10 protein-coding genes are annotated in these 14,887 nt (G+C 64.4%); 2 read left to right on the top strand and 8 right to left on the bottom strand.

Annotation, left to right across the window (positions count from 1 at the left end; genetic code table 11):
• Positions 1-315 precede the first annotated feature (315 nt).
• The 7 genes from cmk to BFX80_RS03955 form a co-directional block, all read right to left on the bottom strand.
• On the bottom strand, positions 316-1,035 hold the full coding sequence (gene cmk / locus BFX80_RS03985; protein ID WP_084208009.1) for a (d)CMP kinase: 720 nt from the start codon (positions 1,033-1,035) through the stop codon (positions 316-318).
• Positions 1,032-3,281 carry a bifunctional prephenate dehydrogenase/3-phosphoshikimate 1-carboxyvinyltransferase gene (locus BFX80_RS03980; RefSeq protein ID WP_084209615.1) on the bottom strand — a complete coding sequence of 750 codons (2,250 nt, stop codon included), beginning with the start codon at positions 3,279-3,281 and terminating at the stop codon, positions 1,032-1,034. The genes cmk and BFX80_RS03980 overlap by 4 nt, the downstream gene beginning before the upstream one ends.
• Positions 3,282-3,319: 38 nt before the next feature.
• Complete coding sequence (gene pheA / locus BFX80_RS03975) at positions 3,320-4,459, bottom strand: prephenate dehydratase (protein ID WP_371861094.1); 1,140 nt, start codon at positions 4,457-4,459, stop codon at positions 3,320-3,322.
• A 12-nt stretch (positions 4,460-4,471) separates the two neighbouring features.
• Complete coding sequence (gene serC / locus BFX80_RS03970; protein ID WP_077375238.1) at positions 4,472-5,566, bottom strand: 3-phosphoserine/phosphohydroxythreonine transaminase; 1,095 nt, start codon at positions 5,564-5,566, stop codon at positions 4,472-4,474.
• A gap of 58 nt (positions 5,567-5,624) precedes the next feature.
• Complete coding sequence (gene gyrA, locus BFX80_RS03965; protein WP_084208008.1) at positions 5,625-8,438, bottom strand: DNA gyrase subunit A; 2,814 nt, start codon at positions 8,436-8,438, stop codon at positions 5,625-5,627.
• Positions 8,439-8,720: 282 nt separating this feature from the next.
• On the bottom strand, positions 8,721-9,212 hold the full coding sequence (locus BFX80_RS03960; RefSeq protein ID WP_084208007.1) for an acyl-CoA thioesterase: 492 nt from the start codon (positions 9,210-9,212) through the stop codon (positions 8,721-8,723).
• A 180-nt stretch (positions 9,213-9,392) separates the two neighbouring features.
• A complete protein-coding gene (locus BFX80_RS03955) occupies positions 9,393-10,520 on the bottom strand; it encodes a YHYH protein (protein ID WP_167592969.1) in 1,128 nt (375 codons plus the stop codon).
• A 344-nt stretch (positions 10,521-10,864) separates the two neighbouring features.
• On the opposite strand from BFX80_RS03955, the gene BFX80_RS03950 reads away from it, so the two are divergent.
• Both BFX80_RS03950 and BFX80_RS03945 read left to right on the top strand, forming a co-directional pair.
• Positions 10,865-11,785 carry a recombination-associated protein RdgC gene (locus BFX80_RS03950; protein WP_084208005.1) on the top strand — a complete coding sequence of 307 codons (921 nt, stop codon included), beginning with the start codon at positions 10,865-10,867 and terminating at the stop codon, positions 11,783-11,785.
• 54 nt (positions 11,786-11,839) lie between these two features.
• Positions 11,840-13,096, top strand: coding sequence for a 1-acyl-sn-glycerol-3-phosphate acyltransferase (locus BFX80_RS03945; RefSeq protein ID WP_077375253.1), 1,257 nt, complete (start codon positions 11,840-11,842; stop codon positions 13,094-13,096).
• A gap of 102 nt (positions 13,097-13,198) precedes the next feature.
• On the opposite strand, the gene BFX80_RS03940 is transcribed toward BFX80_RS03945, so the two are convergent.
• Entirely contained in the window at positions 13,199-14,662 is a 1,464-nt protein-coding gene (locus BFX80_RS03940; RefSeq protein WP_127734597.1) for a TrkH family potassium uptake protein, read from the bottom strand.
• Positions 14,663-14,887 lie beyond the last annotated feature (225 nt).

Here is a 14,887-nt window from a genome sequence, read left to right as displayed (position 1 = left end):
CGTTTGGGGCGGCTTGCACCGCAGTCTCCGTACCACCAGCAAGCACGGGCCATATCTACATATCCCCGGGGGCGTTGACGCTGGTTCGAGATACACCGGCTTTCCGCTTGCCGCCGATGCACCCCATGACACCTGGCCGGGGGGTTGATGACACCGCAGTGTCATCTGGGTCGTGCCTTGTCCTGCGTCTCCGCTCGCAGAGCGAGCGAAGCCTGCCACTGCCCGGCCCGAAGGCCTTGATGCAGCAGCAGGCTATCAATCGATTGTCCTGACACAACAGGTACGCTTGCCGATGAAGGCCACGGACATGCCGTTTCAGCGTTCCGCCACCAGGCCATACTCGACCAGCAGCTGCTGGATGCGCTCGACCACCTGCTCGATGTCGAGATCCGTCGTATCGAGGATCACGCCGTCATCTGCCGGCTTGAGCGGGGCGACTGCCCGGCCCATGTCGCGTGCATCGCGCGCCTGTATTTCTGTCAAAAGGCTCGAAATATTAGCATCCACACCCGCTTCCTGCAACTGGGCATGACGTCTGCGGGCACGTTCCTCGGCCGAGGCGGTGAGGAAGATCTTGAGCGGCGCCTCGGTGAAGACCACCGTGCCCATGTCGCGACCGTCGGCCACCAGGCCCGGCGCACGCGCGAAGGCACGCTGACGTGCCAGCAGTGCGGTGCGCACGCGCGGCTGGGCCGCGATGATGGAGGCGTTGTTGCCGACCGTCTCGAGACGGATGTCACGCGTGACGTCTTCACCCTCGAGAATCACGCGAGTGGCATCCCCCTCGGCATCGAACTGGACATCGAGGTGCTCGGCGATGGTGGCCACCGCGGACTCGTCCTCCAAGGCCACACCGTGACGCTCGGCGGCCAGAGCCGTCAGACGATACAGCGCACCGGAGTCCAGCAGGTGCCAGCCCAGGCTCGCCGCGACCAGACGGCTGATGGTGCCCTTGCCGGCCCCGCCGGGGCCATCGAGGGTCAGCACCGGCTCATCGCTCACCTGGCTGTGATGCGGAGTCGCTTCACCACTCATGACGCCTCCTGTCCGGGTGCCACGGCACCGAGGTTCTCGACCTGCATGCCGACTTCACTGGCCAGCGCCACGAAGTTCGGGAAGGAGGTCGCGACATTGGCACAATCATCGATCAGGATTTCGCCCTGCGCACGCAGCGCCGCCACGCTGAAGGCCATCGCGATACGGTGGTCACCGTGACTGTCGACCAGACCGCCACCGTAGGCACCGCCACGGATGTCGATACCGTCGGCGACGACTTCGTGCTCGACACCGATCTGCGCCAGACCGTCCGCCATCACCTGGATGCGGTCGGACTCCTTGACGCGCAGCTCCTCGGCGCCACGCAGGCGGGTCATGCCCTCGGCATTGGCCGCCGCGATGAACAGCGCCGGGAATTCGTCGATGGCCAGCGGGACCTGATCTTCCGGGATGTCGATCCCCTTGAGCGGCGCATAGCGGATGTGCAGGTCCGCCACCGGCTCACCGCCGACTTCACGCTCGTTGGAGATGCTCAGATCGGCACCCATCGCCTTGAGGATGTTGATCACGCCGATGCGCGTCGGGTTGATGCCGACGTGCTCCAGCACCAGATCGGCACCCGGCGTGATGGCCGCGGCGACCAGGAAGAAGGTCGCGGAGGAGATGTCAGCCGGCACGTCGATCGGGCAGGCCTCGAGGCTGCCACCACCGGTCAGCCACGCCTCGGCGCCCTGACGCTCGACCTTGTAGCCGAAGCCGTTGAGCATGCGCTCGGTGTGGTCACGCGTCGGTGCCGGCTCGATGGCGCGGGTCTCGCCTTCGGCGTAGAGACCGGCCAGCAGCAGGCAGGACTTGACCTGAGCGGACGCCATCGGCATCTCGTAGCGGATCCCCTTGAGCGGCTGACCACCGTGGATACGCAGCGGCGGACGGCCATTCTCGGCGGTATCGATCACCGCGCCCATCTCGCGCAGCGGGTTGGCGACGCGGTCCATCGGGCGCTTGGTCAGCGAGGCATCACCGGTCAGCTCGGTATCGAAGGCCTGACCGGCCAGCAGGCCGGCGAACAGACGCATCGCGGTGCCGGAGTTGCCGACATACAGCGGGCCCGGCGGCTGCTTCAGGCCGTTGAGGCCCACGCCATGAATGGTCACACGACCCTGATGCGGGCCTTCGATGACCACGCCCATGTCGCGGAAGGCCTGCAGCGTGGCCAGGCTGTCTTCACCCTCGAGGAAGCCCTCGACCTCGGTCACGCCGTTCGCCAGCGCGCCCAGCATGATGGAGCGATGTGACATGGACTTGTCACCCGGCACACGAATGCGCCCCTGAACCTGCCCACCCGGCAGTGCACGGTACCGCACGTTCTGCTGTTCCATTGTCTGATAACTCGTCTGTTTCAATAGGGTATTGAAGTAGTGTCGAGCGTGGCTGGCGCGGGTGAATATCCCCAGCATCGCCTCGCCATCGCCCGCGGTCACGGCAGCACGCACTCGCGCTACCCCGGCCTCGAATTCATCCAGCGCCTCCAGCACCGCATCGCGGTTGGCCAGATAGACGTCACGCCACATCACCGGGTCACTGCCCGCGATACGCGTGAAGTCGCGGAAACCGCCCGCCGCGTAGCGGAAGATCTCCAGGCGCTCATCCTGACGCGCCAAGCTGTCCACCAGCGAGAACGCCAGCAGATGCGGCAGATGGCTGGTGCGTGCCAGAACCTCGTCGTGGCGTGCCACGCTCATGTCCAGCAGCTGAGCACCACACACCGACCACATGGCGGCCACGCGTGCCACGGCCTCGGGGTCACTGTCCGGTTCCGGTGTCAGAATCACCTTGTGATCGCGATAGAGCTCGGGATTCGACGCCGCCACCCCGCTCTTCTCGGAACCGGCGATCGGATGCCCGAGCACCAGATTCGGCGGCATGTGACCGAACACGCCGATCGCCGCGTCGCGGATCGCGCCCTTGGTACTACCGACATCGGTGACCACCGCATCATCGTCCAGCAGCGGTGCGATCTCCGCCATCACGCCCTTCATCGCCATCACCGGCACGCACAGCACCACCAGCGAGGCGCCGGGCACCAGCCCAGCCAGCTGAGTACTGCCACCATCGATCAGCTTCATGCGCTGACCGAGGCAGATCTCGTTGGAATCCCGATCACAGGCGAGAATCTCGCCGCGATGACCCGCCGCACGCAATGCGGCGGCAAGCGAGCCACCGATCAACCCCAGCCCGACCAGCAGGATACGCCGCTCGCCGGCCAGCCGCTCCGAGGACAGCATGTCCGCCGCCGCGCCAGTCACTGCCTGTTCCGACTCGCTCACAGCACACCGACCGGGTAGGACCCGAGCACCTTGACGTCCGCCGCGCACTGACGCAGCTCTTCCAGCGTCTCCGTGATGAGCGGATCATCACGGTGGCCACGGAAGTCGATGAAGAAGACATAGTTCCAGGCACCCGAGCGCGACGGCCGCGTCTCGACGCGGGTCAGATCGATCTGGTGGCGGTGGAACGGTGCCAGCAGGTCATGCAGCGCCCCCGGCTGGTTGCGCATCGCCACCACGATGGAGGTCTTGTCATCACCGGACGCCGGCACCGAGCTGTCGCCGATGATCAGGAAACGCGTGGAGTTGTCCGGGCTGTCCTCGATCTTCTCCTCGACCTTCTCCAGCTCATAGAGCTTGGCCGCCATGTCACCGGCAATCGCCGCACTGTGCCACTCGGTGCGCACCTGACGCGCGGCCTCGGCATTCGAGGACACCGCGATGCGCTCGGCGTGCGGGAAGTGGGCATCCAGCCACTTGCGGCACTGGGCCAGCGACTGGGCGTGGGAATAGATGCGCGAGATCTTCTCGCGACGCGTATTCGGGCCCACCAGCAGGTGATGGTGAATGCGCAGCACCACCTCGCCGGAGATCTTGAGCTGCGAGCCCATGAACGAATCCAGCGTGTGATTGATGACGCCCTCGGTGGAGTTTTCCACCGGCACCACGCCGTACTGCACCGCGCCGGCTTCCACTTCGCGGAACACCTCGTCGATGGCGGCCATCGGCTTGGTCACGGCGCTGTCACCGAAGTGCTTGAGCGCGGCCTGCTGGGTAAAGGTGCCTTCCGGGCCGAGATAGGCCAGACGAATCGGCTGCTCCAGCGCCAGACAGGCGGACATGATCTCGCGGAACAGACGCGCCATCTCCTCGCCCTTCAGCGGGCCGGGGTTGTCGGCCATGATACGGCGCAACACCTGGGCTTCACGCTCAGGACGATAGAACTGCACCTGGCCATCCTCGCCCACGTCACCGGCCGCCATCTTGACCTCGGCCACCTGCTGCGCACAGCCCGCCCGCTCGCTGATCAGGCGCAGCAGCTCGCTGTCGATGGTATCGATGCGCTGACGCAGCTCGTCCAGCGTGACCGCCTTGGCAGCCACCTGCGGCGCAGGATTCTGCTTGGAATCCGTCATCTCACCTCTCCCTTAGCCGTGACGACGCGCGAAGTCGCCCATGAAGTCCACCAGCGCAGTGACGGCAGCTTCCGGCACGGCGTTGTAGAGACTGGCACGCATGCCACCGACACTGCGGTGACCGGCCAGGTTGAGCAGACCCGCCGCCTCGGACTCGGCAAGGAAGGTCTTGTCGAGACGATCATCGGCCAGCACGAACGGCACGTTCATGCGTGAACGGTTCTCGGTGACGATCGGATTGGAGTAGAAGTCGTTGCCGTCGATGGCCGCATAAAGTGCCTGCGCCTTGCGATCATTGATCGCATTCATGGCATCGAGACCCCCGACCTCATCCTTCAGCCACTCGAACACCAGGCCTGAGAGATACCAGGCATAGGTCGGCGGGGTGTTGAACATGGAGCCCGCCTCGGCGGCCGTCTTCCAGTTCAGCATGGTCGGGCAGTCCTTGCGCGCACGCTCGAGCAGATCTTCACGCACGATGACCAGCGTCAGACCCGCCGGACCGATGTTCTTCTGGGCACCGGCATAGATGACACCGAAACGGCTGACATCCAGCGGCCCCGACAGGATGGAAGACGACATGTCACACACCAGCGGCACGCCATCCGCTGCCACCTCGGGAATGTAGTCGAACTCGAGGCCGCCGATGGTCTCGTTGGCGGTGTAGTGCAGATAGCCCACATCACCCGAGAGCTGGATCGCATTCTGACGCGGCACGGCAATCAGGCCATTGCTTTCGCTGGAGGCGGCCACATGGCTGCCCACGGCCAGATGCTCGGCTTCCTTGATCGCCTTCTTGCCCCAGATACCGGTATAGAGATAGTTGGCGCTGCCACCCTCACCCAGCAGGTTCAGAGGCACCCCCGCGAACTGGGTGGAAGCGCCGCCCTGCATGAACAGCACGCGATAGTGGGACGGAATGTCGAGCAGTTCGCGCAGATCCGCCTCGGCCTTCTCGGCGATGGCCACGAAGTCGTCGGAGCGATGACTCATCTCCATGACGGACAGTCCGCGGCCCTGATAATCCAGCATCTCGGCGCGTGCGCGTTCCAGGACAGCGGTCGGCAGTGCAGCAGGACCGGCGCAGAAATTGAACTTGCGTGTCATGTCGTCTTAATTCCCGAAAGTGAAGCGACCGCCCCGAAGGCGGTCGCAATCCAGCGTCTTATTCCACGTCTGTCGGCGGGGTATCCGTCGACTCGGCAGCGTCTCCCGCCTGCACCTGTTCATCGGTGCTCAGCGCGTCCTTCTTGCCTTCTTCCTGACCCTCGACGTCGTGAGCGACCGTACCGTCTTCGTCGATCACCACGACATCTTCCGGCTCGTCGACACGCACCGTGGTCACCAGTCGCTCCTCTTCCGCTGTGCGGATCAGGGTCACGCCCTGAGTGTTGCGCGAGGTGATGGACACCTCGGCTACACGGGTCCGCACCAGGGTGCCGCGGTCGGTGATCAGCATCAGTTCATCGTTGTCGCTGACCTGAACCGCGCTGACCAGATCGCCGTTGCGCTCGCTGGTCTGCATCGCGATCACGCCCTGGCCACCGCGGCCACGCAGCGGGAACTCTTCCAGGCGCGTACGCTTGCCGTAGCCATTGGCCGAGGCCGTCAGGATGTAGCACTGCGGCACCTCACCGGTCGCGACGCCTTCATCCGTCGCGACATCAGTGGCTGCCACATCAGCACTCTCCACGCCATCCGCCGTCACATCCAGCGAATCATCGAGGTCAGCCTCGTTGTCATCGATGGCCGTGGTGCGCGGGATGATCAGGCTGATGACCTGAGCATCGCCGATCAGACGCATGCCGCGCACACCACGGGCGGTACGGCCCATGACACGCACGTTCTGCTCCTCGAAGCGGATCGCCTTGCCGTTGGACGACAGCAGCATGACGTGGTCGGAGCCGGAGGTGATGTCGGCGCCGATCAGACGGTCGCCTTCCTCGATGTCCAGCGCGATCAGGCCGACGCTGCGCGGACGCGAGAACTGGCTCAGCGCCGTACGCTTGACCGTGCCGTTGGCCGTGGCGAAGAAGATGTAGCTGTCGGCGGCGTAATCACGCACCGGCAGGATGGTGGTCACCCACTCGCCTTCCGCCAGCGGAATCAGGTTGACCAGCGGCTTGCCACGCGAACCACGCGAGGCCTGCGGCATCTCGTAGACCTTGAGCCAGTACACCTTGCCCTTGTTGGAGAACAGCAGCACGGTGTCATGGGTCGAGGCGACCAGCAGGTGCTCGATGACATCCTCGTCCTTCATCGCGGTCGCCGACTTGCCACGGCCACCGCGCTTCTGGGCCTGGTAGTCAGACAGCGGCTGCGTCTTGGCATAGCCACTGCGCGAGACCGTCACCACCATGTCTTCCTCGTTGATGAGGTCTTCGATGGTCAGGTCGCGACGGCTGGTCATGATCTCGGTGCGACGCTCATCGGCGTACTGGGCGCGCACTTCACGCAGCTCTTCGCGGATGACCTCCATCAGGCGATCGGCAGAGGACAGGATCTCCATCAGCTCGGCGATGCGCTCGAGGATGGAGGAGTACTCGGCCAGCAGCTTCTCGGTCTCGAGACCGGTCAGGCGATGCAGGCGCAGCTCGAGGATGGCCTGAGCCTGAGCCGGCGACAGACGATAATGCCTGGCATCTTCAGACAGCCCCAGACCTTCCGGCAGGTCTTCCGGACGGCAGGAAGTGGCACCGGCGCGCTCGAGCATCTCGACCACCTGACCCGGCTGCCATTCACGATCGATCAGCTTTTCCTTGGCTTCCGCCGCGCTCGGCGAGCCCTTGATCAGCTCGATCACCTCATCGATGTTCGAGATCGCCACCGCCAGACCTTCAAGAATGTGGCCGCGTTCGCGCGCCTTCTTGAGTTCGAACAGCGTACGACGGGTGACGACTTCACGACGGTGACGCACGAAGGATTCCAGAATCTGCTTGAGATTCAGGATCTTCGGTTGACCTTCGTGCAGCGCGACCATGTTGATGCCGAACACGGTCTCGAGCTGGGTCTGGGAGAAGAGGTTGTTGACGACCACTTCACCGGATTCGCCACGCTTGGTCTCGATGACCACGCGCAGACCGTCCTTGTCGGACTCGTCACGCAGCTCGGCGATGCCCTCGATCTTCTTGTCCTTGACCAGTTCGGCGATCTTCTCGATCAGACGCGCCTTGTTCACCTGGTAGGGAAGCTCGGTGATGATGATGTGGTCACGACCGCTCTTGTCGTGGTGCTCGATGGTGTGCACGGCACGCACATAGATGCGACCACGGCCGGTGCGATAGGCATCGAGGATGCCGGCACGGCCGTTGATGATGCCCGCGGTCGGGAAGTCCGGCCCCGGGATGTATTCCATCAGTTCATCGATGGTCAGGTCGCCGTTGTCGATCAGCGCCAGACAGCCATCGATGACCTCGCCCATGTTGTGCGGCGGGATGTTGGTGGCCATGCCCACGGCGATACCGGAGGAGCCGTTGACCAGCAGGTTCGGGGTCTTGGTCGGCAACACGGCAGGAATGCGCTCGGTGCCGTCATAGTTGTCGACCCAGTCGACGGTGTCCTTCTCGAGGTCGGCCAGCAGCTCGTGCGCCAGGCGCGCCATGCGCACCTCGGTGTAACGCATCGCCGCGGCGCTGTCGCCATCGATGGAACCGAAGTTGCCCTGACCATCCACCAGCACATAACGCATTGAGAAGTGCTGGGCCATGCGGACGATGGTGTCATAGACCGCACTGTCACCGTGCGGGTGGTATTTACCGATCACATCGCCGACGACACGGGCGGATTTCTTGTAGGCCTTGTTCCAGTCATTGTTCAGTTCGTGCATCGCGAACAGCACGCGACGGTGAACCGGTTTGAGGCCATCGCGGACATCCGGCAAGGCACGCCCGATGATGACGCTCATCGCGTAATCGAGATACGACTGTTTGAGCTCGTCCTCGATGTTGACTGGCAGTATCTCTCTGGCGATCTCACCCATGATTCGTCAAATCCTTGAACTCAACTGTTGGCGCCACTGCGGCAGCGACAATGTTTCGGGGCAGCAACCGTATTTCGGGCAGCATCAGGTTTCGGTCGCTACTGCAGCGCGGCAGTGGCGTGAAGCGGACACGGGGTGCCAGCTCCGCGGCACCGAAGTGGCGGGATTATATCACTTGCGCGCTCACCTAGCAGCTCACACGAGCCCGCAAACGGATGTCAGTACGGTAGTACGGCCTCAAGGGCACGCGGCCCACTGCCGCGCCCCTGTCGCTGACAGCGCTCATTGCGGCTCGGGCGACAGCAATGATACCAGCAGCGTGCCGATTTCTCCCTCCAGCGGCATGGCCCGTCCGGTCTGGGTATTCATCAGCACGAAGGTGAAATCCGCGCGGGAGACCAGTGCGCCGGAGCGCGGATGCACCTCGCCCATGCGCGTCTCGCCCAGATGGATCTCCTGATGCATGATCATCTTGCGCCGCCCGACCCGAGCGAGTCGCGTGGTGATCACCAGCTCATCATGCACGGTGGCCGGATAATGCCAGTCCAGATTGACATTGACCGCCACCATCGCGATGCCCTCGCGCTTGAGGTCCGCCAGGTCCAGATGCGCGAGCATGAACTCCCAGCGCCCTTCTTCGTAGAACTCCAGATACCGGGCGTTGTTGACGTGCCCATAGCCATCCAGGTGATAACCTCGCACCGTCAGTGTCGTGCGACTGAAAGTGCCGGCGGTCTCATCGGCGGCGTCCTGTTGACGGCTGTCCTGTTGCATCCTTGCCTCCTGTGCGGGAAACGGATGAGCCTGCTCGGCCCTCGTCATCAGATCTTAGGCCGGGCACGAGCAGAAAAACAAACGCTTGGTTGAATGATGGCGCCCGCCCTGCACGCCATCCTGACAAGGCGGCGGGATCTGCCACGGGCGATGCCCTTCACGTCCAGACCTGCAGGACGGCTACTCGCCGGGCGGGTCCTGCGGCGGCCTCTCGCCTCCCTCCTCGTCGAGGAAGTGCCCCTTCTCGCCCATGAAACAGCCGAAGATCTGGTTAACCCCCGGCGCGGAGGCGTGATAGTGATAGCCACGCACCGGGTCCGTCTCGCCGCCACAGTCATCCAGCCCAGCGGGAACATTGCCGTCCTTGTCCTCTCTGGCATAGATGGCATAGCCATCCAGCGCATAGCCGATCATCGGCGAATGGCCATCCTCCTGAATGCCGATCTCGGAGCAGCCGGTGGCGGTGTGATAGTGATAGCCCTCATGCGGATTGGCATGCGCGCCACAATCATCGAGCACCCCCAGGGTGTGAGAGCTCAGGATCAGCTCCAGCGGTGCCGGCGGGCCGAACAGCACGCCATTGAGCGCCACGCCGGTGTTGGCGCGGCCGGCCAGCGAGGTCGGCTCGGCGGCCGGTACCGGCACCTTGGGGATCACGACAGTCTTCTCGATGCCGCCGCCCAGTTCCTCCAGCGGACACTCGAGACAGAAGTTGTCGAAGCCTTCGATGGGGTTCGGGTTCCCCGCCACCTCGCAGCCACGCGCGCCATCGATCACGGTGATCTCGCCCGTGTTGACGTCGTACATCTGCCACTCCTTGTCCTGATAGAGAGTGGCCAGATTCTTGATGAACTCGCCGTCCACCTGATAGAGGGTGCCCTCGCCATCCATCCAGGTGCCGCCTTCCTCCTCACCGGAATGGATATTGGGCGGGCAGAAAGGCCCCTCCGGCGAGGTTTCCGGGTCCGCGGGCGCACCGGCCACGCGGAACTGATAGCAGGTCGTCTGCGTGCCGCCGCTCAAGGTGCAGTCGACGGTCTCGACCTCACCGACGATCGCGCCCGCGGCAAATATCTGAGGATCCAGTCCAACCGCCGCCGGGGCAGGTTCGCCGTCAGTGGCTTCCTCTGCAACGACTGTCTCTTTCGTGACCGTTGTACTGGCCGCCGCCGTGCTGGCCGCCCTGTCGTGCGCGTCATCCTCCCCGCTGCAGCCGAACAGCAGCAGGGTCAGCGCCGCCAGCGTCAGTGGCCGTGCCCGTTTCAGCGCGCTCGCGCCCGACGCTCTGCTCTTCACAAAAGCCGCCACAACCGTCTCCTCAGCAGTCCCCACAGCAGTCTTCATAACACCGTCGTCGATCACTCTGCCGCCCTCCGCGTCTCAAATCTGATGGTCTATGCCTGCGGGTCGATATCTGTCGGGCGATATCTGTCGGGCGATACCGCAAACCGCCAGACCGTGCACCGCCAGGTCGATCTCAGACTAGCGCCACAGCGTGCACACAGTATGTCTTTGCGCTCGCGCGCGATGGTCGGCAACCGCAGTGTGACGCAGGGTCACGTCCACGGCGGATGACCCGCCGCATGAGTTTCGCCATAATATGCGCCATTCAGACGGGCAGCCCCCGTTCACCGGACTCAAGGACTGGTCGCATGTGGTTCAAGAACCTGCAACTGTATCGCCTGCACGATAGCGCACCGCTGGAAGAGGGTCGTCTCGCCGACGCCCTGCCGGAGCATGTCTTCCGCCCGGTCACCGGCGTCGAAGCCAAGCGTATCGGCTGGGTGGCACCGGGCGGTCGCAACAGCGACATGCTGGTCCACGAGATCCAGGGCCATTATCTGATCAGCGCACTGCGTCAGGAACGTGTCCTGCCCACTGCCGTGGTCAAGGAAGAACTCGAGGAGCGAGTCGCCGAGCGCGAGACGGCGGAAGGTCGTCCGCTGCGTCGCCGCGAGAAGCTGACCCTCAAGGAGCAGATCTACGAGGAGCTGCTGCCACGCGCCTTCACGCGCTCCTCGCGCACTGACCTGTGGTGGGACAGCCGTCGCGGGCTGATCGCCATCAATGCCTCGAACGCCAAGCGTGCCGAGGAAGTCCTCGACCTGCTGCGCCAGACGCTGGGCTCGCTCAAGGTCACGCCGCTGGCCGTCGCCCAGCCGCCCTCCCAGGTGATGACCACCTGGCTGAAGGACGTGGCCTCGCGTCCGGATGACCTCATCGTCGGTGATCAGGTCGAGCTCAAGGCGCCGGGCGGCGAGGATGGCGTGCTGCGTGCCCGTCAGTTCGACCTCGACGGCGAGGAAATCCAGACGGCGCTCACTCTGGGCCGCGTGGTCAGCAAGCTGGCACTAGAAGTCGAGGGCCGCGTGGCGTTGATCCTCGGCGAGGACATGGCGCTCAAGAGCCTCAAGTTCGCCGATGCCGTCATCGATGAAGCCAATGCCCAGGAGGATGGTGAAGACCCCATCCTGCGACTGGAGACCGACTTCGCGCTGATGGCCCAGGTGCTCTCCGGCGTGATCGAGCAGATGACCGCCTGGCTGGGCGGCGAAGCTCAGCCGGGAAGCTGAGCGCCACCCCCTTTCTTCTCTTCTCAAGAATGACAATCCGGATGACGTGCGTCGATGACTGACACAGCAACGCCCAAGCCTGCCACGCCTGACGAACAGGACCCGTTCGCCAGGATTCGCCCCTACCACGATCACGAGGTAAGTGAGGTACTGGTGCGCCTCGAGCAGGACCGCGAACTGCTCGACACCCTGACTCGCTTCCGCCTGCCGGGACTGACCCAGCGCTTCCCGTGGCTGGCGCGCCAGATCGCTCGCCTGGCCATCAAGCGCGAGATGATGGGCGTGAAGGACGTGGCCAGTTTCCAGACCCGCATCGCCAGCTACATGGCGCGCATGATCCATACCACCACCACCAGTTTCGAGACGGTGGGACTCGAGCGGCTGTCGGAAGACACGCCGTATCTGTTCCTGTCCAACCATCGCGACATCTCGCTGGACCCGGCCTTCGTCAACTACGCGCTCTATCGTCACGGCCGCGACACGGTGCGCATCGCCATCGGCGACAACCTGCTGCAGAAGCCCTTCGTCACCGACCTGATGCGCCTCAACAAGAGCTTCATCGTGCCGCGCTCCGCCAAGGGCAAGCGCGCGATGCTGGCGGCCTACCAGTCACTGTCGGGCTATATTCGTCACTCCTTGATCCACGATCGGCACTCCATCTGGCTGGCCCAGCGGGAAGGGCGTGCCAAGGATGGCCGTGACGGCACCGAAAGCGCCATCATCAAGATGCTGACCATGGCGGCCCGCACCGCCGACAAGACACGCCCCTTCAGCGAGAGCGTCAGCGAGCTCAACATCGTGCCGGTGTCCATCAGCTACGAATTCGACCCCTGCGATCTGCAGAAGGCGCGCGAGCTGGCGGCCATCGCCAATGAAGGGCGCTACGAGAAGGTGCAGTACGAGGACATCCAGTCGATCGCCGCCGGCATCAGCGGTCACAAGGGGCGCGTCAAGCTGGTGTTCGGCGAGCCGCTCAAGGGTGATTTCGCCACTCCGGACGACGTGGTCGCCGAAGTCGACCGTCAGGTACTCCAGCACTACACCCTCTACCCGAGCCACCAGCTGGCCCTCGAGAAACTGGCTGCCAGCCGTCCGCAGCTGCGTGACGAGCCACGCCTGGCCGCCGCGCTGGATGTCTCCGCCATCAGTGGTGCCGAGCGCGCCGTGTTCGAGAATCGTCTCGCCGGCGTGCCGAGTGAGCTCAGGGACTGGTGGCTGGTGCAGTACGCCAACCCGATCCTCAATCGTGAAGGCCTGTCCATCGATCTCGACGAGAAGCTGGACGCCGCCGAGGCCACCGCCACCGACTGATCACGCTCACGGGATATCTCCCTGGACACGACAACGCCACCGTCCTGCGACGGTGGCGTTGTCGTGTCTGCCCGCTTCATGCAGCCTGCTGCCGGCGAGCGCCTACTTGCGCCAGAAGCTGGGCGAGAACAGCACCAGCACGGTCAGGATCTCGAGGCGCCCCATCAGCATGCCGATGCACAGCAGCCATTTGGCGCTGTCAGGCAGCGGTGCGAAGTTGCCGGCCGGGCCGATGATGTCCCCAAGCCCGGGGCCGACGTTGGTGACGGCGGTCACGGCACCGGTCACGGCGGTCACCAGATCCAGCCCGATCAATGACAGCGCCAGTGCCAGCCCGCCGATGGTGATGAAGAAGAAGAACGAGAAGGCGATGACCGCGCGCACCACTTCATCCGGCAGGGCGCGCCCGTTGTAGCGCTGGGAGAAGATCCCGTTGGCATGGATCAGCGAGCGCAGGTGATTGCCGAGCATGATCAGGCCGATCTGCAGGCGGAAGATCTTCATGCCCCCGCTGGTGGAGCCGCTGCAGCCCCCGACGAAGGTCAGATAGAAGAAGGCCACCACCGCGAAGGGCCCCCAGGCACTGTAGTCATCGCTGGCATAGCCCGTGGTGGTCACCACCGACATGACGTTGAAGGTCACCTGGGTCAGCGCCGTGAAGAGATCCTCCCCCAGCACGACGCGATAGAGCGTCAGCGCCGCGATCACCCAGCCCAGCAAACGCAGGAAGCCGCGCACCTGGGCGTCGCACCACATCACCCCGGCACTGTCCTGCCAGGCGCGGATGAACAGCACGAAGGGCAGCGCCCCCAGCAGCATGAAGGCGGAAGCCATCCACAGCAGATGCGGGCGATCGGAATAGATGCCCATCGAGCTGTCGTAGTTGGCGAACCCGCCCGTGGCCAGCGAGGTCATGCCATGCACCACGGCATCCAGCGGCAGCATGCCCCCCAGCCAGTAGCTCAGGATCGCCAGCAGCGTCAGCCCCACATAGACCAGCCCGATCGCCTTGGCGACACCCCCGGCACGTGGCAGCACCTTGTCGGACCAGTCCGAGGATTCGGTCTGGAACAGACGCATGCCACCCACCTTCAGGAACGGCAGGATCGCGATGGCCATCACGATGATGCCGATCCCCCCCACCCACTGCATCAGGCCACGCCACAGCTTCAGGCCATCCGACAGTCCTTCGATGTGGGTCAGCACGGTCGAGCCGGTGGTGGTGATCGCCGAGACCGACTCGAAGACGGCATCGGTGACGCCCAGGTGGGTCGCGCCGAAGATCAAGGGCAGGCTCGAGTAGGCTGACACCAGCACCCAGCTCAGGGTCGTCAGCACGAACATCGCGCGGGGCTTGAGCTGCAGCTCCACCTGGTGCGAGACCAGCAGCATCACCAGAGCCGACCCCAGCGTGATGCCCAGCGATATCGCGAAGGCCCACGCATCCGCATCGCCCTCTTCCAGCAACAGCAGCAGCGGCACCAGCATCATCACCGCCACCACGCACAGCAGCAGGCCGAGCACCCGGACCACCGGCAGCCACTCCGTCACCTGCAGACGGCGCATCAAGGCGGCACCGTGGCCCCCCGCTCTCGCCTCCCTCGGCGTGCTCATGACGTTGCCTCACGCATGATCGGCTTCATTCCCCATCCTCACCCTTCGTTATGACCACCAGAAGGCATGACAGGACCGCCCGGCAGGCGCACACGCCCCCGCTGCCGGCGCTCCCATCGCCCTCAGGCCCTCGGCCTCTGGCTCGCTGAAGCGACACCTTACACCGTCATCGCGGGC

The sequence above is a fragment of the Cobetia marina genome (assembly GCF_001720485.1).
In the GTDB taxonomy this organism is placed as follows: domain Bacteria; phylum Pseudomonadota; class Gammaproteobacteria; order Pseudomonadales; family Halomonadaceae; genus Cobetia; species Cobetia marina.
The sequence above is the reverse complement of the archived record's forward strand: the minus strand, read 5'-3'. Positions and strand labels throughout refer to the sequence as shown.

Excerpts from the sequence above, each read along its gene's own strand:
- BFX80_RS03940 (WP_127734597.1), bottom strand. The coding sequence starts at position 14,662 with ATGCGCCGTCTGCAGGTGACGGAGTGGCTGCCGGTGGTCCGGGTGCTC.
- gyrA (WP_084208008.1), bottom strand. The coding sequence starts at position 8,438 with ATGGGTGAGATCGCCAGAGAGATACTGCCAGTCAACATCGAGGACGAG.
- BFX80_RS03945 (WP_077375253.1), top strand. The coding sequence starts at position 11,840 with ATGACTGACACAGCAACGCCCAAGCCTGCCACGCCTGACGAACAGGAC.
- BFX80_RS03960 (WP_084208007.1), bottom strand. The coding sequence starts at position 9,212 with ATGCAACAGGACAGCCGTCAACAGGACGCCGCCGATGAGACCGCCGGC.
- cmk (WP_084208009.1), bottom strand. The coding sequence starts at position 1,035 with ATGAGTGGTGAAGCGACTCCGCATCACAGCCAGGTGAGCGATGAGCCG.
- BFX80_RS03950 (WP_084208005.1), top strand. The coding sequence starts at position 10,865 with ATGTGGTTCAAGAACCTGCAACTGTATCGCCTGCACGATAGCGCACCG.
- serC (WP_077375238.1), bottom strand. The coding sequence starts at position 5,566 with ATGACACGCAAGTTCAATTTCTGCGCCGGTCCTGCTGCACTGCCGACC.
- pheA (WP_371861094.1), bottom strand. The coding sequence starts at position 4,459 with ATGACGGATTCCAAGCAGAATCCTGCGCCGCAGGTGGCTGCCAAGGCG.
- BFX80_RS03980 (WP_084209615.1), bottom strand. The coding sequence starts at position 3,281 with ATGCTGTCCTCGGAGCGGCTGGCCGGCGAGCGGCGTATCCTGCTGGTC.